The organism is Paenibacillus sp. FSL H8-0079 (assembly GCF_037991315.1).
In the GTDB taxonomy this organism is placed as follows: domain Bacteria; phylum Bacillota; class Bacilli; order Paenibacillales; family Paenibacillaceae; genus Paenibacillus.
Map to the genome: position 1 here is coordinate 1,892,930 of NZ_CP150300.1, position 17,372 is coordinate 1,910,301.

Genomic DNA, 17,372 nt, shown 5'->3' on the forward strand with positions numbered 1-17,372 from the left:
AACAATAAGGTGAACCGCAGGAGGCAGGCATGTTGCATGAGGGGAAATTCGTTCAAGCGATTATGGATCACGAGCAATTAATGCACGACCTGCGGCGAGTTCGAAGTCTGCAATTGCCTCAATGTTACATAGGTGCAGGATATGTTCGTAATTATATCTGGGATCTTCTTCATGGATATGCCCTTCGCGAGCTGCATAGCGATATTGATGTTGTCTATTATGATGCGTCAGACCTGCGTGAGGAACTAGACATAGAGTTGGAGCGTCAGCTTCGTGAGTTGACAGGTAATGCCAAGTGGTCGGTCAAAAATCAGGCGAGAATGCATCTGCGCAATCGCACAGTTCCTTATCAATCTACTGAGGATGCTCTTCGCTATTGGCCAGAAGTTGTGACTGCCATAGGAGTACAGTTGGATGAAGAGGATCAGGTGAGGATTTGCGCTCCGCATGGTCTGCATGATCTGTATCACCTCATAGTCCGCAAAAGTCCGTTCTTCACGGATGCTGACTATTATAATCAACGCGTACAGAAGAAGTGCTGGCAGGAATAATGGCCGAAACTAACGATAATAACAGCTTGAATAATAAGGGATATGCGGAATTGTGAGTACAAGAAGGAGTGTCTACGGATTTGATAAAAAAGTTCTTACAAAAAAATGGACTGATCATTGATTTTGTCCTGTTGGCATGTTTTGTGGCATTTCTGATCTTCTGGGGCCAAAGGTTTCCAGTCATGTTTTTCGGAATGATCACGGTGGCTTTTATCGTTCTAAGACGGATTGACTATCAGAAGCATGTTATTCTGAAACGGATTATCCTTACCGGATTTAGCGTGGTTGCCGTCTCTTTTGTCATTATTGAAGCACTTGTATTCACGCAACTTGGTGCCAATGATCCGGAAGAAGCGGACTATGTCATTATTTTGGGTTCGGGCATCAGAGGAACAGAGCTGTCCTTGACCCTGAAGCAAAGGCTAGATGCCAGTCTGGACTACATTCGTAGCCACCCTCAGACACCAGTCATTGTATCAGGTGGACAGGGACCAGGGGAATCGATTCCCGAAGCGCTCGCCATGAAAAACTATCTAATTGAACAGGGGATTAGCCCCTCCCGAGTCATTATGGAAGATCGCTCCACAAGTACACAGGAGAATTTGGCTTTTTCAAAAAAAATTATTCTTGAATCCGGGTTGGAGCATCCCGAAATCATGATTGTCACCAGTGACTATCATATGTTCCGCTCCAAGTATATCGCTGCCAAGAACGGTTATGCGGCAGAATACGGCATATCCGCCCCGTCACCTGGATATTTGAAACCGGTCAACATGATCCGTGAATATTTTGCTACGATCAAAACATTTATCTAACCGATTGGCATATATTCGAAAAGACAACGTTAGACTCTCCTAATAGAGTTTATGTTGTCTTTTTGTCATTGTCTCTGCACAAGTTGAATTGAATCAAATATTTGAATCTCAAACCATGCTATAATATACGTCATTAATAGAAGAACGATGTAGGAGTGAATGATCATTACAGCATATCAATTACCTGCTCTATATGAGCAGAAGAAAGTTTCAATGCACGAGATGGAAGAGATTGTACGCCTGTTGGCCCAAGCACCGCTATTATACGATGATGGACAGAGCATTCAGGTTCAGGATTACATGGGAGGCTTGGAGGTCGAACTTGAGCATGAGGTACGCCGTGCAGTGACCGAGTTGTATGAACTGGCTGTTCAGGCCTGCCGCGCCTTCGCTGATCCATTGGCGTACGAGCAACTTCAGGATGCGCTTGGGTTACAGGCTGAGTTATGGCAGGAGGAAGTGCTTACTCTTGCAAAGTGGATGGACTGGCTGAAGCAGATCAGTGAAGGAAAGAGAACACTGCCCGAGTACAACTTTACAGCCATGCTTGGCAATCTGCCAGATGGATTCATGATCCATGATTTTTATGATGAACTCCGATATCAGCTGGAACAAAACCCTGCAAACGCATGGGCTATCGAAGAGCGGGATCGCTTGTACACAACTCTGGGTGCGAAACAAATCAAACCAACGGGTCACCGGCGGTGTTAATCTAATATCTGCATTTTGCATGCATAGAAACATTCCAATCTATATCTTGCGAATTCTTTACCCAGTATGGGAAATGAGGGGATACCGTGAAGAAGGTTGTATTAGCTGGTGGAACGGGATTTGTTGGACAGGATTTTGCCCAAAGATTCAAGAAACTAGGTTATGAGGTATTAATTATCTCGCGTCAGCCCGGTCATATTGCCTGGGAGGATCGTGCAGGAATTATAGGGGCACTGGAAGAGGCGGAAATGTTGATTAACCTGGCAGGTAAATCGGTGAACTGCCGTTATACGGAGGAGAATCGCAAAGTCATTCTGGAATCCAGAACCCGTACAACGCGCATTCTCGGCGAAGCCGTCCTGGCTTGTAATCTTCCTCCTGAACTATGGATTAATTCGAGTACAGCGACCATATACAGACATGCTGAAGATCGTCCCATGACGGAAAAAGAGGGCGAGATTGGCTCCGGATTCTCGGTCGACGTTGCCAAGGCATGGGAACAGGCTTTCTTTGAATTCAGTCTGCAGTCTACGCGTCAGATTGCACTGCGGATTGCGATTGTGCTGGGCGAGGGCGGCGTGATGGTGCCCATGACGAACCTCGTCCGTTTTGGACTGGGAGGATCGCAAGGCGCAGGAACACAGCAGTTCAGCTGGATTCATATCGAGGATCTCTTCCGCATGGTAATTTATTTGCAAGAGCATCCACACTTGAATGGTGTGTTCAATGCTTCCTCTCCGCATCCGGTGACGAATCGGGAGCTAATGGCGCGTCTGAGAGAACAGATGGGTGTGCGGATTGGACTACCTTCTCCTCGCTGGATGCTTGAACTGGGCGCACGTTTTATTCAGACCGAGACGGAACTGGTTCTCAAAAGCCGTTGGGTGATTCCCGAGCGAATGGAGAGGGAAGGATTCACGTTCACATACGGTACGCTAGATGCCGCTCTTACCGAGATTTTGAATAAGAAGAAATGACACTTCATACAAAAGAAAACACAACAGGAAGGGCAGAGGCATCTGCCCTTTTGTTATATATGTTCAACTAAACATTTACACGATAACGGAGAGGACAGAAATAACTTGAAGAAGCGAAGCGTTCGCCTAAAAGCTTTCTGAAAGAAAGCTGCATCGGAAGCATATGCTTATCCCCGGATTTTCCCTTTTTAAGAAGGGAATCAAAAAAATCTGGGGATAACAGCGATTGGAAAGTTGTTCTGTCATCGCAGTGTCTGTGTAAATACTAATTAGCTGAACTTATAGAGGTTTTTCAAAAAGTCCGCTTTTGATTACGAAGGATGCCTATCGGCATCATCAGCATCGAATATGGAATTCAGCCGAAATGTCCGTTGCTCACGTAGTTTTCCTACGCTCCGCTACTCCATTTCTAGCTTCATCCCATCTTCTCGGTACTGAAAACCGGTCTTTTTGAATACGAACTTATATATCAGTCAGATGAACAGAAAGAGGTTGGGGAAATGCAACTTAGAAGAGTAAGGATCGCGGGAACAGGGAAGTACCTGCCTGAACAGGAAGTCACCGATGAGGAACTGGATCGCCGCTTGGACGTGCCTGCGGGCTGGGTCAGCAAAGCCACAGGTGTAGGTGTGCGCCATTATGCTTCGGGTGAAGAAACCTCCTCTTTCATGGGCGCGCGGGCTGCGGAAGCTGCACTGGTGGATGCAGGACTGGAATTCGGGGATATCGACTGTCTGGTGTGTACCAGTGGCACGAAGGAACAACCGTTGCCAAGTACGGCGGTATTTATCCAGCAGGCCATGGGGCAGCAAGATTCGGGCGTACCTGCCTTTGATATGGATGCAACCTGCCTAAGTTTCCTGAACGGACTGGATGTGATCTCCTATATGGTAGATGCCGGACGTTACCAGCGAGTACTGCTCGTAGCCACTGAGATTGCCTCAGCCGGACTGAATTGGTCGGATAAAGAAAGTGCGGCCCTGTTCGGAGATGGAGCGGCCGCCGTTATTATTGAACGTTCGCCTGAGGGATCATCGTCACAGATCGTCCATGCTTCACTTCGAACCTACAGCCGAGGTGCTCGTTTCTCGGAGATTGCAGGTGGAGGTACACGGATGCATGCTTCGAATTATAAGGCAGATCAGCCTGAACCCTACCTATTTCATATGGATGGACAGGCCATCTTCCGCATGGCTTCCAGACTTCTGCCCGGATTCATCAGCGACATGTTACAGGCGACCGGGAATCGGATGGAGGATTTCCAATTGGTTATTCCTCATCAGGGGAGTGCCATGGCGATGAGATTGATCCGCAAGAAGCTTGGGATTGCTGAAGATCGATTTATGGACATCACACGAAATCACGGCAATACGATTGCAGCCTCCATCCCGATGGGGCTGCATGAAGCGATTAGACAGCAGCGCATTCAGCGGGGGGATCGCGTGCTGATGATTGGCACGGCTGCCGGATTATCATTGGGAGGACTTATTTTTGACTACTAGATCTGGGGAAACCGGACATCGCGCAACTGCTTCTCTCCGTGTACTGCTTACAGGCGGAAGGGCCCCCGTAACGCTCGATCTGGCACGCATGCTTCATCGGGCAGGCCATCGGGTCTATGTTGCGGAGAGTGCCGTACGGCATCTGACCAAATCATCCAGTGCAGTGGAACAGTGTGCTGTGGTCCCATCACCACGTCATGACACAGGTGCGTATCTGGCGGAGCTGGAACGGTTGGTTCAGGATTGGCAGATTGACCTATTGATTCCGATGTGTGAAGAAGTCTTCTATGTTGCTCAAGGGGCAGAGAGTCTACGTTCATATTGTCGTGTTCTGGTTTCTTCACTGAAGCAGCTGCATGAGCTGCATCATAAATATGATTTTATCGAGCTTGCAGGGTCACTCGGTCTTTCGGTTCCGGATACACGCCTGATCAATAGTCAGCAGGAATGGATGGAAGCTCAGTCTGTTCTGGGGAAAGTAGGAGATTGGGTGTGGAAACCGGTGTATTCCCGCTTTGCTGCCAAAGTCCGCATGCCGACACTCATGACAGATGACACTGGGGCAAGGACTGATCAGCAAGGGAGCGTAAGCGAAAAGAAACGTCGACATTTCCGTAACGACCCTCCGGACGAAGGGGAATTATCCTCTATTTCACCTTGGGTTGCACAGGCATTCATTCCTGGTCAGATGTTATGTACATACAGCATAGCGCATGAAGGGCAACTGGTTGCGCATTCCACTTACGACAGCCGCTATCGTACAGGAAGCGTGGGAGCCAGTGTTTTTTTTGAACAGGTGGAACATGAGGGTTCCCTTGCGTGGGTGAGACAATTTGTTGAGGCAACGGGGTTTAGCGGACAGATTGGGTTTGATTTTATAGAAGGTCAGAATGGGCGAGTGTACGCAATTGAGTGTAATCCGAGGGCAACGAGTGGGATTCATCTGTTTCACCCTGGAGGTGACTTGGTGCGTGCACTAACTGAGCCGGAGATGTTGATCAAAGACAGAAAAATGATCACGCCAGCACGGGGCAGCAAAGCCATGCTCATGCTTCCCATGCTAGGAAGCGGGGTTCAGCAGATCTTCGGCAAAGGAAAGTTCCGGGCATGGATAGCAGCGTGGCGTGGCACCAGGGATGTGGTCTATGCACGACAGGATCTTCAACCTTTAATGGAACAATTCGGAGTGGTGCTGGCCGCATGGCGTCTGGCAAGATCGCAGAAGTGCTCGCTGACTGAAGCTTTGACTCATGACATAGAATGGAACGGTGAACAACAATGAACAGAGCATTGGTTACAGGAGCTACGGGATGTCTGGGAAGGCACCTCGCGATGCGGCTTGCAAAAGAGGGATGGGAAGTAACCGGTATGGGTCGACAGCCAAAGGTTGGTGCAGAACTTGAGTTGGCAGGAATCCGATTCCTGAGTGGAGATATACGGGATGAGGCTGCAGTGAACAAAGCGTGTGCGGGGCAGGATATGGTGTTTCACTGTGCGGCACTATCCTCGCCATGGGGCCGATATCGTGACTTTTATAGCAGCAATGTGGAAGGGACGCAGAATCTTGTAGATGTATGCCTGCATAATGAAGTACAGCGATTCATACATGTCTCAACTCCGAGTATATATTTTAATTACAATCCGCGATATAACGTACATGAGAATGATCCGTTGCCATCCAAGCCAGCCAATCATTATGCAGCCACAAAGCTTCTCGCTGAGCAGGTTGTGATGGAGGGGCATGCAAAGGGACTTCCGTCGATCATGATTCGACCGCGAGCCATTTTTGGTCCGTATGATCAGACGTTATTTCCCAGAATTGTCGCAGCAAATGCAAAATCGGGCGTGCCAATGATCGGTGATGGACAGGCGTTAATCGATCTGACATGTGTGGATAATGTAGTGGACGCCCTATTATTGTGCCGCGATGCCTCTGACGAAGCGCTCGGCAGAGCTTACAATATCTCCAATGGCGATCCGAGGGCGTTCAGTGAGTTGGTGAGCAGCCTGTTTGGCATGTTGGATATGCCCTTGCGTCGTCGAAACATTCCTTATCGGATGGCATATGGTGTGGCAGCGTTGCTGGAGCGAGTTCATGGCTATATTCCTGCGTTGGGTGAACCTCCGTTGACACGGTACACAGTAGGCTCCTTATCCATCCCACAGACGTTGGATATCACGGATGCACGGGAGCAATTGGGATACATCCCTCGGGTGTCCATTGAAGAGGGATTGCAACAATTTGCAGACTGGTGGAGGGCTGAATCATGCTGATAACAACTCCGGTGAAACTATATTTGGGTGCGGCGGGTTACTGTACACATCCAGAGTTTCTGACGCTGCGTGGTGGTCGATTGAGTCCAGTACCTTTCCCGGCAGGATTTGCTTGCATCATTCATCCCGTACATGGACCGATCCTGCTGGATACGGGATATAGTTCCCGCTTTTTTGAGGAAACGGCTCATCTGCCTAACGCACTGTATCGTCATATTACACCTGTGGTCTATCGTGAAGAGGATAGTGCCGTTCATTTTTTGGCTCGAATTGGACTGAAAGCTTCCGATATTCGGTATATCATCCTCTCGCATTTTCACGGCGATCACATCGCGGGTGTACGAGATTTCCCGGAGGCACAATTTATCTATTTGCCAAGGGCCTATGATGCTGTGCGCTCACTCGGTCCAATTGCGGCTGTGAAAGCAGGTTTTCTTGCCGGGTTGTTACCCGAGGATTTTATGGCCAGATCATGCCCTGTTACGTGTGAGCCTGAGCGATGGACGAGAGCGGGGGAAGAGTTCCCTTTTGATGAGGTCTACGATATATTTGGCGATGGCAGTCTACTGGGGGTGGATGTATCCGGTCATGCGGAAGGCATGATGGGACTCCTGCTGCGTACAGAAGAACATGAATATTTTCTCTGCGCGGACGCGGTATGGTCGAGTCGGGCTTTTCGTGAACAGCGCAGACCTAATATTCTTGCTGGAATCATTATGTCGAATCGAAAGGAATACCACCGTAACTTTGACAAGTTGGTCCAGCTGCATCAGCAGTTTCCCCACATTCGGATTGTGCCGAGTCATTGTCGAGATGTACTGGACGCTTGGGGTACAGGAGGGCAGAAACGATGAGCAATACCCTTCGTATTGTGGTTCATTATGCGCTTGCACGTGGGCTGCGAACATGGAAAACGCGAGAACAACTGGAGCGCTGGCAAGAGCGCCGGGTTATTCGTCATGTCCATCAGATCCGTGCCCGCTCTCCGTTTTACCGGAAGTGGTGGGATGGCGTGAACACATCCGACTGGAGAAGATTTCCGTTGATTGATAAATCGATTATGATGGAGCACTTCGATACACTGAACACGGTAGGCATTACCAAGGATGAAGCGTTGACTCTTGCAGGTGAGAGTGAAGAAACACGTGACTTCAAACCTTCCATTCAAGGCGTGACGGTTGGACTGTCTTCGGGCACGTCAGGGAACCGGGGGATATTTCTGGTGAGTGATCGTGAGCAGGATGCGTGGACGGGTACGGTACTGGCTAAGTTGCTGCCTGGTGGACTGTGGAAACCTGCGAAGATTGCGTTTTTCCTGCGGGCTAACAGTAATCTGTATGAATCGGTGCAGCGTGGCAAATTGCAGTTTCAGTACTTTGATCTGCTGGAGCGTGTGGAGACCTTGGTCAATCGGCTGGAAACCTACCAACCTACCGTGTGGGTGGCTCCTCCATCCATGCTGCGTCTGTTGGCGGATGCCTATGTGGCAGGCCATCTGACTGCTGTACCGGATAAAATCATCTCTGTTGCTGAGGTGTTGGACCCCCTGGATCGCAAGGTGTTGGAGCAGGTCTTCGGACAGACCGTTCATCAAGTCTATCAGTGCACAGAAGGGTTCCTGGGTGCGACCTGTCGTTATGGCACACTGCATTTGAATGAAGATATCGTGCATATTGAAAAAGAGTTCATTGATCCCGCCACCCGGCGGTTCGTGCCCATTATTACGGACTTCTCCAGAACATCACAGCCGATCATCCGGTATCGACTGAATGATATTCTGACCGAGGCGGCGATGCCATGTGCCTGTGGTTCCCCGTTTACCGCCATTGAGCGGATTGAAGGCCGCTGTGATGACACGCTTTATTTTTCACAACTGCATACGGGTGAGGCGGTACCGGTCTTTCCTGATTTCGTCACTCGTTCGGTCATTGCGGCTTCCCCGGATATTGAACATTATCGTGTGGTGCAGCAAGGGGACGGAACAATGGAGGTATCCCTTCGACTTGGCGGGAGCGCAGTGATGGCTCAGGTCGAGACGGATGTACGGGGTGAACTGATAAAGCTGGGAGAGCGGCTTGAATGTACCCTACCTGAGATCAGATTTGTTCCATATACGTTTGAACCGGGACTTACGAAGCTGCGCAGGGTGGAGAGACGAGATAACGGAGTGGCGGATTAAGCAATAGGGGCCGTGCGGTATGGTAGGAACGGAAGTAAGTAATTTACCAAGGAAAGAAGGACACACCGTGACAGCTGATGAACACTTAACAGAGGACGAGCAAGGACGAATTAACACGGGTCTTGATTCAGTGAGTAAGACAAAGGAGAGAGATAACGCTCCGGTTGCCTTAATTACGGGTACCTCCAGTGGTTTTGGTATGCTCACCGCAATCACCCTTGCCAAGCAAGGATATCTTGTTGTTGCTACAATGCGTGACCTGAGTCGAAGAGAAGCATTGGTTAAGCTGGCTGAACAGGCGGAGATAACCGAACGTTTGCAATATGTGCAACTGGATGTGACCGATGCTGAATCGGTGCAAAAAGCTGTGGGGACTGTACTTCACGACCATGGCCGAATCGACATGCTGGTGAACAATGCGGGATTTGCGGTGGGGGGGTTCATTGAGGAAGTAGGGATGGAGGATTGGCGGCGTCAGATGGAAACCAATTTGTTTGGATTAATCGCCGTGACACGTGCGGTCCTGCCTGTGATGCGTGAACAGAAGCAGGGGCTGATTATTAACTTGTCCAGCGTCAGTGGGTTGTCGGGTTTTCCAGGGTATGCGCCCTATGCTGCCTCCAAATTCGCTGTGGAAGGATTCACGGAAAGTCTGCGGCATGAGATGTCTTCGTTCGGTGTTCGGGTGGTATTGGTTGAGCCTGGCTCTTATCGTACACCGATCTGGAATAAAGGTTTGGGTGAGATTCACCGGAGCGAGGACTCTCCGTATAAGCATAAGCTGGACGCGGTTCTTCGTTATTCCAAACATGCGAGCGAGACTGCACCTGACCCACAGGAAGTGGCAGATCTGATCGGCCGAATTGCACGGATGCGTGCACCAAGACTTCGATATGCTTTGGGAAAAGGTTCGCGTGTGCTCATCATTGGCAAAGCGGTGCTACCCTGGAAGTGGCTGGAGCGGATCATCGCCCGTGGCTTAAAATAGCGATTAGGCAGGAGATACGATCGCATAATTCCGATTGGGAGGGATAAGCCATATTCGAATTCATCGTCATTATTTTACTTCTTGCGATTGTGGGTCTGCTCTTTCATATCAATAGCAAGTTGCCAGTGCGTGACCGGGTGAAGGAAGCGATGGAACGGGATCGGAATCAGAAACATAATCAGGATGCACCAAATTAAAACGCGGAGGTTACCAATGAAAATTGCATTCGTTTTGTTTGATGGGCTGACTTTCCTTGATTTTGCAGGATTCTATGATGTGATCAATCGGTTGAATTTCTTTGAACCCACCAAAGGAACGACGTGGGAAACCTGTGCCATGACAGATCAGGTCACGGATGAGTCTGGTTTAACGTTGAAGGTGGATCGAGTGAAGCCTGACCTGTCGGAATATGATCTCGTGTTTATCCCCGGGGGCATGGGAACGCGCAAGCTTCGATATGACGAGGCCTTCGTAGGTTGGCTGAAACAGGCTGAGTCTGTGCCTTTGAAGGTTTCGGTGTGCACAGGCTCTCTGCTGCTAGGTGCGGCTGGTTTTTTATCCGGTAAAAAAGCAACAACACATCCCCGTGCATATAATTTGCTTGAGCCGTATGTCACCGAGGTAATTCAGAAGCGGATTGTAAAAGATGGAAATGTAATTACTGCCGGTGGAGTAGCCACGTCCATTGATCTGGGGATTTATGTTGTTGGGTTGCTTGCAGGACAGGAAGCGGCAGCGAATGTAAAACTTCAGATCGATTATCCTTATGAGATGCAGGGAGTGGTCGAAGAATGAACGAAGATCGAAAGCAAGAGACGTATATCATTCGCAATATTCAGCGCTGTGAAGCAGACATCTACTGGCCTTTGCGACTGGAAGCACTGAAAACACATCCTGAAGCCTTCGGGGCTTCGTTCGAGTTGTCCATTCAGATCCCCATGAATGAAGTGCAAGAGCGCATACATAATGAACCGGATGATTATATTCTGGGAGCATACACAGAAGAAGGAACCTTGGCGGGAATGATGGGTTTCAAAAGGGAACATGGCCTGAAACTCAGGCACAAAGGCATGATCTGGGGCGTCTATGTTGCTCCGCCATATCGGGGAAGTGGGCTGGCTTCGCGTTTGCTCCGCGAGGTGCTGGATCGGGGAAGACATCTGGAAGGCATCAAGCAGATTAATCTGAGTGTAGTTACAACGAATGAATCAGCCAGACGTTTATACGAGCGATATGGATTTGAAGTCTACGGCATCGAGCGTAACGCATTGGAAGTCAACGGTCAGGGATATGATGAGGCGCATATGAATTACTTTTATACGGAGCATTCAACATTGAATGAAGATACCAGCACAGGAGGAGTCCGATGACAGATCAAGTTGAACTTGAGATCGATGGTATTTCCTTTGTCTTAAAAGAGTCTCATTCTTTCGATTGGTTACAGCCCTTGGGTAGGGTTTTTCGCGTATTCGATCAGCAGGATTCAGGGAATCTCTCTTTTGGTATTGTGCAAAAGGATGGAAAGCGATTGTTCGTTAAATATGCGGGAGCACATACGATTCATGCGAATCATACGGGAAGTCCCCCGGAAGCCATTCGGAATCTGAAATGATCTATTTCCGTTTACGAAGATTTGGCGCATGACACGTTGATTCGACTAACGGATCATTTTGCAACGGATGAGGGCTATGCCTGTGTATTCGATTGGGTAGATGGGGAGTGTCTGCATTCCCATTGGTATTTTCCGCCTCCGGCCAAATATGAAGATCCACGTTCGCCCTACTATCGGTTCCGACAGCTTCCTGTTGAGAAACGCATTCGGGCAATGGAGCAGATTGTGAATTTTCATATCGATGTGGAACGGAGAGGTTATGTGGCTGTTGATTTGTATGATGGCAGTCTTATCTATGATTTTAACAGAGAATTCATGAAAATTTGTGATATAGATCTGTATCGGAAGGGCTCTTTTACCAATACCATGGGGCGCATGTGGGGATCTTCCCGCTTTATGTCTTCCGAAGAGTTTGAGCTAGGCGCACCCATAGATACTGTTACCAATGTATTCAATATGGGGGCAATGGCGTTCGGGTTGCTTGGCGGGGAGAAAGATCGTTCCTATGTCAGATGGGATGCCGGAGAAGCGTTGTATCAGGTTGTGAAACGTGCAGTGAGCGACGAGCGGTCCGAGCGGTACGCAACGATTGCGGAACTTGGTGAGGCCTGGAAAGAAGCTGCGATGCAAGGTCAATGAGTGAGTGGGCGGAATTTTCGCAAATGTGCAAATTCCATTCGTATGTGCGTGTGAAATCCCGTATAATGGAAATTATTAAGGGGGTGCAGATGATGTGCAGATATGCCTTGTCAGGACCATATAAAGACATCTATGCATGTTTCATTTGTCGCAAATCATTTAAACAAGTTTCCAGACATGACCTGAGCCCTGAGGTGGTGGCACAACTTGAATATAAATGCCCGCAATGTGCCACGTCTATGGCCAGCATGGGACAGGATTTCCAGGCGCCCAAGCAAAATGATACCAAGCAATGGACCAAAGTTATGATGCTGTATCGTCATGGTTATACCTATCATAATTGCGGGTGCGGGGCTGGATATCGCCCGGCTGATTTACGTCAATTATCCGAATTTCTTGAGCAGCAGGAAGCTGGTAAAGGCAGTGTAGGCGAACGATTATTGCAAAGGTTAACTTCTTAGTTATGCTTCCAGAATCGAACCTGTCGCCTATCGAAATGTTGAAAATACAAGCGAATACTTTATATACGATCAACGAGCAACAGCGCCTCCTAAGCATTAACGAACCGGGTGGTGGGCAGGCTCCAGCCATTTTTATCGGCATGACTTCTGCCGGTTCACTGACCTATTACCATGAGCAGTTACCGCCGAATCTAATGGCTGAGTTGGGTAAGGATAGCGAGCTTCCATTGGATATTCCGAAACTGATTCGAAAGGTGGAAACCTTTGAGTCAGTCAACCGTGTGTGGATGGGACCAGCCTATTCTTTTCCTGAAACATTAGATGAGTGGGATCTGAAGGTGCAGTTGATTGGTCATGAGCAGCGTTATTTGCTTGCGGAGCATTTTCCGGAATTAACGGATCACTCGCATGAAAAAAGCCCTGTTGCCGCTTATGTTATTGAGGGTTCTGCTGTGGCAGTGTGCTGCTCTGCAAGGGTCTCCGTTCATGGTGCAGAGGCCAGCCTGTATACGGCACCTGGTTATAGAGGACATGGATATGCAGCGGAGACGGTAAAGTGCTGGCAGTATGATGTTAAGAAGCGTGGACGCATGCCGATCTACAGTACATCCTGGGATAATCTCGCTTCACAGCATGTTGCCCGTAAACTGGGACTAATTCAGTTCGGTGTGGATTTCAGCATCACAACTCTGAATTCGAGCAAGGGCTGTGACCTCCAATGATCCGCACTTTCGTACAAAAGGACCTGCAATATGTCATTGAAGCGCATATCCGTATTTATCGAAAAGAGTATAATTATGATGATAGCTTTGCTGAATTTATCACGAATGCGGTGAATTTGTTTGGACTTACGGGCAATCACTCGAGGGAAATGTTGTGGATCGTTGAGCTGAATCATTCAGCTTCAGGCTCCATAGGTCTTACTCAAGTGAATGATAATACGGCTCAACTACGCTGGTTCCTGATCGAACCGGAAGCACGTGGTGCAGGATGGGGCGTGAAGCTTATCGAACAGGCAATTCTTTTTGCAAAAGAAAAGGACTACACATCTGTGATCCTGTGGACCAATGAGTCTTTGATCGGCGCACGTAGATTATATCAATCTGTGGGCTTCGAAGTGAAGGAAGTCCGCAAGCAGATGTTGTCAGGTCAGGAGCTTACCGAAGAACAATGGGAACTTGTTCTGTAGTTGGCCGTGGGCTTGAGCATGAAAGACGAATCGGTTGTCTTAACTCATTGTTGAAAGGAGGGGTACAGTGAATCGCAGAAGACTGATTCTGGGTTTGTTATCCGTATGCACAGCATTGACGGTAGTAGCATGTTCGACTCGGACAGAAGACCAAGCATTATCAGCAACCATTGAAAGCAACCTGCAGCAGATGGTTAGCGACCCTGTCCTCCTGACCAGCAGCAATCCCAATGATTATATTGCTGGTAACCGGGAGGTTTACGATGACATTTTGAATACGGGTGAGGAAGGATTGCATCTGCTGCTACAGCAGCTCGAATCCAGTCCGGATAATGGTCTCAAGGAATCGATTATGGCTCAGGCAAGTACTGAACTGCTTGGAGAGCATAACCCCGTAGAGGCATGGCATAGTGGCAAGGACTGGCTCAGGAAGTATAAAATGAACGTAGAATAACAAACCTCACCTCCAGTCAGCATGAGCAGCATTGAGAGGTTCCTGGAACCCGAAAGAATACATTATAGAGGTGAAATCCTTGACTAAGAAAATTGCTTTTTTTGATTCAGGCATCGGTGGTTTAACCGTTTTGCATAAGGCATTACAACAGTTTCCGGAAGAACAGTTTCTGTATTATGCGGATACCTTGCATGTCCCGTATGGAACCAAGTCTGCGGATGAGGTTAGAGGACATATTTTTGATTGTGTGGAAGCCATCGTTCAGGAGGATGTTCAAGCCATCGTGATTGCTTGTAATACAGCAACCAGTCTGGCTGTTAAGGATCTGCGCGCCAAGTACGATATTCCGATCATTGGCATGGAGCCTGCGGTGAAACCAGCCGTAGAGATGAATCGTGACAGTGGGAAGAGAGTGCTTGTATTTGCTACGGCCCTCACCTTGAGCCAAACCAAGTATAACGAACTGGTATCGCGTGTTGATGATCACCACAGTGTGGATTCCATTGCTCTGCCGGAACTTGTGGAGTGGTGTGAACAGCTGGACTTTGATCCGAGCAAAATCGCTGATTATTTCAGGTTCAAGCTGGCAGATTTCGATCTTCAAGGGTATGGCACAGTGGTGCTTGGCTGCACGCATTATCCATTCTATACGTCCATTCTGCGCACGGTTCTGCCAGAGCATATACAGATTATTGATGGCAGCACAGGCACGGTGAACCACCTGAAGCAGCGTCTTGGACTGGTGGCTCAGCCTGAAGGCAGAAGAGGGGAACAAGTTACCTTCTTCAGTTCATCAGGCCGACCGGAAGAGCAGGAGAAGATGTACAGTGCACTTCAATATCTTGAGAAGAGTTCCATGTAGGTTACACCATAGGAGGTGATAGCCGTTGCAGTCCATTTATCTTATCCGTCACGCCAAGGCCACGGGGCAGGAACCCCATGCAGAGCTTACAGATGAAGGGATCGGGCAGGCTGAAAAACTTGCGAATATCTTGGCTCATCATTCCATAACGTATATTGTCTCCAGTCCATGGAAAAGGGCCATTCAGACGGCTATGCCACTGGGCATAGCAACGCTGCAACATATACATACGGATGAACGTCTCCAGGAGAGGATACTTAGCTCCGTTAATCTGCCTAACTGGATGGATGTGCTGAAACGTACATACGATGATGTGGACTGGGTGGAAGAAGGTGGGGAATCATCCAGAACCGCCGCTGAAAGAGGGATGGCACTCCTAGAAGAGTTGTGGAGCAGACCGGAACAGCACGGGGCCGTGGTTACTCATGGAAACCTGTTATCACTACTTATTCGTGAGTATGAACCATCCTTTGGTTATGGAGAGTGGACCAAACTGTCTAACCCGGATGTGTATGTGTTGGAGCGACAACGGCCAGATACAGGGCTACCCACCATTCGCAGAATTTGGACAGATTGAACAGCAAAAGAGTGCTCCAGCGATAGTATATCAGCCAGAACACTCTTTTCGTTTATACATGGGGCGTATTTATAGTGCAGCAATAATGATCATAACCCATCCAGCCAAAAATGCGACTCCGCCAAGTGGGGTAATGGCTCCCAATTTGCGAACACCCGTTACACTTAAAGCGTACAGGCTACCCGAGAACAGGATGATCCCGGCGAACAACAGCCATCCGGCAAGCATGACGAGTGAAGAGGATTCGAGGCGGTCTGCCAGCAGTCCGATCAGGATGATTCCAAGTCCGTGGGCGATATGATACTGAACACCGGTTTCGTAGATTTTGATCATGTCAGCGGATAATTTACGCTTGAGCGCGTGTGCTCCGAAAGCACCCAAAGCGACAGCCAGAAACATCATAATACTGCCGAGGATAATCAGGGTTTGCAATGTGTTTTTCACTCCTTTTAAGGGTAATTAGATACAACATCAAGGTGTACTCGTCCTGATGAGAGTTGTTTACAGTTTGCGCAATTGAATCTGCCCAATGGAGTGATCGGCTTCCTTTTTCAGAATCAGCCTGGCACGTCCTTTGGTTGGCAAAATGTTTTCATGCAGGTTTTTGGCATTGATATCATGCCAAATCTGGTTGGCTGTACGCACGGTTTCTTCTTCATCAATATTGGCGAATCGTTGATGGAAAAAGGAATCCGTGTTCTGAAACGCTGTATTGCGTAACAGCTTGAAACGCTCAACGTACCAGTGCCTTATATGTTCTTCTTCCGCATCAATGTAGATGGAGAAATCAAAGAAATCACTGACCAGCAAAGGCGTTTCCTTTTTGATCTGGAGCACATTGATGCCTTCAATAATGAGAATATCCGGCTGACAGATCTGCTTCTCTTCCCCTTGAATGACATCGTAGGCGAGGTGAGAATAGACCGGTGCTTTCACTTCGGGTTTGCCTGATTTCACATCGCCCATGAACTGAATCAGGGATTTGATATCATAGCTTTCCGGGAAGCCCTTGCGGTTCATGATGCCCTTCTCTTGCAGCACGGCATTGGGATATAAGAAACCGTCGGTTGTGACCAGGTCAACTTTTGGGCTATTCTTACCTCTGGCGAGCAGTGCCTGGAGCAAGCGGGCCGCTGTACTTTTGCCCACGGCAACACTTCCCCCGATTCCAATGATGTAGGGGGTGGGGAGAGCTTTTTTTTTCATAAAGGAGGCCGTCAGTCGATTCAGTTCTCGTGAAACTCTTGCATATAAGTCAATAAAGTGGGTAAGAGGCAGATATATATCTTCGACTTCTTGAATCGATACCTCTTCATTCAATCCCTTTAACTGTTCTAATTCGGCTTCCGTCAGTGGAAGAGTGGTCTGATGTTCTTTAAGTTCAGCCCATTCCTTGCGGTTAAACTCGATGTAAGGAGAGTATGAATTCATGAGATCCCGCTTTCTGTATGTAATATGATCGTGGACACAACCCTTAGTGTACCAAATTTCAGGAAACTGACAACACCTTTACATTGTGCATTCCATAATGCCTTTCGTCAAAATGGAGTGAAAAGTAACTTATAGGAAAGTTTAACCCAA

The 17,372-nt window shown here is 48.5% G+C and carries 20 protein-coding genes and 1 pseudogene; 19 read left to right on the forward strand and 2 right to left on the reverse strand.

Annotated features, from left to right (window positions below; genetic code table 11):
- The first annotated feature begins 29 nt into the window (after window positions 1–29).
- The 19 genes and pseudogenes from MHI06_RS08630 (at window position 30) to MHI06_RS08720 (ending at window position 15,791) form a co-directional block, all read left to right on the forward strand.
- On the forward strand, window positions 30–551 hold the full coding sequence (locus MHI06_RS08630) for a nucleotidyltransferase family protein (RefSeq protein ID WP_340401204.1): 522 nt from the start codon (window positions 30–32) through the stop codon (window positions 549–551).
- Between the two features lie 80 nt (window positions 552–631).
- On the forward strand, window positions 632–1,366 hold the full coding sequence (locus MHI06_RS08635) for a YdcF family protein (protein WP_340401205.1): 735 nt from the start codon (window positions 632–634) through the stop codon (window positions 1,364–1,366).
- Window positions 1,367–1,525: 159 nt separating this feature from the next.
- Window positions 1,526–2,077, forward strand: a complete 552-nt coding sequence (locus MHI06_RS08640; RefSeq protein WP_340401206.1) for a hypothetical protein — start codon at window positions 1,526–1,528, stop codon at window positions 2,075–2,077.
- Window positions 2,078–2,163: 86 nt separating this feature from the next.
- Window positions 2,164–3,054 carry a TIGR01777 family oxidoreductase gene (locus tag MHI06_RS08645; protein WP_340401207.1) on the forward strand — a complete coding sequence of 297 codons (891 nt, stop codon included), beginning with the start codon at window positions 2,164–2,166 and terminating at the stop codon, window positions 3,052–3,054.
- 500 nt (window positions 3,055–3,554) lie between these two features.
- Window positions 3,555–4,556, forward strand: coding sequence for a beta-ketoacyl-ACP synthase III (locus tag MHI06_RS08650; protein ID WP_340401208.1), 1,002 nt, complete (start codon window positions 3,555–3,557; stop codon window positions 4,554–4,556).
- Window positions 4,546–5,838 (forward strand): ATP-grasp domain-containing protein, encoded by a 1,293-nt coding sequence (locus tag MHI06_RS08655; protein ID WP_340401209.1) that lies wholly within the window; start codon window positions 4,546–4,548, stop codon window positions 5,836–5,838. The genes MHI06_RS08650 and MHI06_RS08655 overlap by 11 nt, the downstream gene beginning before the upstream one ends.
- On the forward strand, window positions 5,835–6,830 hold the full coding sequence (locus MHI06_RS08660) for an SDR family NAD(P)-dependent oxidoreductase (protein ID WP_340401210.1): 996 nt from the start codon (window positions 5,835–5,837) through the stop codon (window positions 6,828–6,830). The genes MHI06_RS08655 and MHI06_RS08660 overlap by 4 nt, the downstream gene beginning before the upstream one ends.
- On the forward strand, window positions 6,824–7,684 hold the full coding sequence (locus MHI06_RS08665) for an MBL fold metallo-hydrolase (RefSeq protein ID WP_340401211.1): 861 nt from the start codon (window positions 6,824–6,826) through the stop codon (window positions 7,682–7,684). Before MHI06_RS08660 ends, MHI06_RS08665 begins: the two co-directional genes overlap by 7 nt.
- Window positions 7,681–9,009: a F390 synthetase-related protein gene (locus MHI06_RS08670; RefSeq protein ID WP_340401212.1), complete on the forward strand. Its 1,329-nt coding sequence runs from the start codon at window positions 7,681–7,683 to the stop codon at window positions 9,007–9,009. Before MHI06_RS08665 ends, MHI06_RS08670 begins: the two co-directional genes overlap by 4 nt.
- Window positions 9,010–9,076: 67 nt before the next feature.
- Entirely contained in the window at window positions 9,077–9,997 is a 921-nt protein-coding gene (locus MHI06_RS08675) for an SDR family oxidoreductase (protein ID WP_340401213.1), read from the forward strand.
- A gap of 213 nt (window positions 9,998–10,210) precedes the next feature.
- Entirely contained in the window at window positions 10,211–10,792 is a 582-nt protein-coding gene (locus tag MHI06_RS08680; protein ID WP_036669691.1) for a DJ-1/PfpI family protein, read from the forward strand.
- A complete protein-coding gene (locus MHI06_RS08685; RefSeq protein WP_340401214.1) occupies window positions 10,789–11,367 on the forward strand; it encodes a GNAT family N-acetyltransferase in 579 nt (192 codons plus the stop codon). The genes MHI06_RS08680 and MHI06_RS08685 overlap by 4 nt, the downstream gene beginning before the upstream one ends.
- A pseudogene (locus tag MHI06_RS08690) lies at window positions 11,364–12,248 on the forward strand (serine/threonine protein kinase). Before MHI06_RS08685 ends, MHI06_RS08690 begins: the two are co-directional and overlap by 4 nt.
- Before the next feature lie 89 nt (window positions 12,249–12,337).
- Window positions 12,338–12,709 carry a hypothetical protein gene (locus tag MHI06_RS08695; RefSeq protein WP_340401215.1) on the forward strand — a complete coding sequence of 124 codons (372 nt, stop codon included), beginning with the start codon at window positions 12,338–12,340 and terminating at the stop codon, window positions 12,707–12,709.
- Between the two features lie 2 nt (window positions 12,710–12,711).
- The gene (locus MHI06_RS08700; protein WP_340401216.1) at window positions 12,712–13,431 is read left to right on the forward strand and encodes a GNAT family N-acetyltransferase; all 720 of its coding nucleotides are present in this window, start codon (window positions 12,712–12,714) and stop codon (window positions 13,429–13,431) included.
- Window positions 13,428–13,898: a GNAT family N-acetyltransferase gene (locus MHI06_RS08705; protein ID WP_340401217.1), complete on the forward strand. Its 471-nt coding sequence runs from the start codon at window positions 13,428–13,430 to the stop codon at window positions 13,896–13,898. Before MHI06_RS08700 ends, MHI06_RS08705 begins: the two co-directional genes overlap by 4 nt.
- A 67-nt stretch (window positions 13,899–13,965) precedes the next feature.
- Entirely contained in the window at window positions 13,966–14,352 is a 387-nt protein-coding gene (locus MHI06_RS08710) for a hypothetical protein (protein ID WP_340401218.1), read from the forward strand.
- Between the two features lie 79 nt (window positions 14,353–14,431).
- Window positions 14,432–15,214 carry a glutamate racemase gene (murI, locus tag MHI06_RS08715; RefSeq protein ID WP_340401219.1) on the forward strand — a complete coding sequence of 261 codons (783 nt, stop codon included), beginning with the start codon at window positions 14,432–14,434 and terminating at the stop codon, window positions 15,212–15,214.
- A 25-nt stretch (window positions 15,215–15,239) separates the two neighbouring features.
- Window positions 15,240–15,791, forward strand: coding sequence for a histidine phosphatase family protein (locus tag MHI06_RS08720; RefSeq protein ID WP_340401220.1), 552 nt, complete (start codon window positions 15,240–15,242; stop codon window positions 15,789–15,791).
- Between the two features lie 69 nt (window positions 15,792–15,860).
- Here MHI06_RS08720 and MHI06_RS08725 read toward each other — a convergent pair whose 3' ends face one another.
- A complete protein-coding gene (locus MHI06_RS08725; protein ID WP_340401222.1) occupies window positions 15,861–16,223 on the reverse strand; it encodes a DUF423 domain-containing protein in 363 nt (120 codons plus the stop codon).
- A gap of 69 nt (window positions 16,224–16,292) precedes the next feature.
- Window positions 16,293–17,222, reverse strand: coding sequence for a type I pantothenate kinase (coaA, locus tag MHI06_RS08730; protein WP_340401223.1), 930 nt, complete (start codon window positions 17,220–17,222; stop codon window positions 16,293–16,295).
- Between the last annotated feature and the right edge of the window lie 150 nt (window positions 17,223–17,372).

Excerpts from the sequence above, each read along its gene's own strand:
- MHI06_RS08665 (WP_340401211.1), top strand. The coding sequence starts at position 6,824 with ATGCTGATAACAACTCCGGTGAAACTATATTTGGGTGCGGCGGGTTAC.
- MHI06_RS08705 (WP_340401217.1), top strand. The coding sequence starts at position 13,428 with ATGATCCGCACTTTCGTACAAAAGGACCTGCAATATGTCATTGAAGCG.
- MHI06_RS08670 (WP_340401212.1), top strand. The coding sequence starts at position 7,681 with ATGAGCAATACCCTTCGTATTGTGGTTCATTATGCGCTTGCACGTGGG.
- MHI06_RS08680 (WP_036669691.1), top strand. The coding sequence starts at position 10,211 with ATGAAAATTGCATTCGTTTTGTTTGATGGGCTGACTTTCCTTGATTTT.
- coaA (WP_340401223.1), bottom strand. The coding sequence starts at position 17,222 with ATGAATTCATACTCTCCTTACATCGAGTTTAACCGCAAGGAATGGGCT.
- MHI06_RS08700 (WP_340401216.1), top strand. The coding sequence starts at position 12,712 with ATGCTTCCAGAATCGAACCTGTCGCCTATCGAAATGTTGAAAATACAA.
- MHI06_RS08650 (WP_340401208.1), top strand. The coding sequence starts at position 3,555 with ATGCAACTTAGAAGAGTAAGGATCGCGGGAACAGGGAAGTACCTGCCT.
- MHI06_RS08695 (WP_340401215.1), top strand. The coding sequence starts at position 12,338 with ATGATGTGCAGATATGCCTTGTCAGGACCATATAAAGACATCTATGCA.
- MHI06_RS08630 (WP_340401204.1), top strand. The coding sequence starts at position 30 with ATGTTGCATGAGGGGAAATTCGTTCAAGCGATTATGGATCACGAGCAA.
- MHI06_RS08685 (WP_340401214.1), top strand. The coding sequence starts at position 10,789 with ATGAACGAAGATCGAAAGCAAGAGACGTATATCATTCGCAATATTCAG.
- MHI06_RS08660 (WP_340401210.1), top strand. The coding sequence starts at position 5,835 with ATGAACAGAGCATTGGTTACAGGAGCTACGGGATGTCTGGGAAGGCAC.
- MHI06_RS08640 (WP_340401206.1), top strand. The coding sequence starts at position 1,526 with ATGATCATTACAGCATATCAATTACCTGCTCTATATGAGCAGAAGAAA.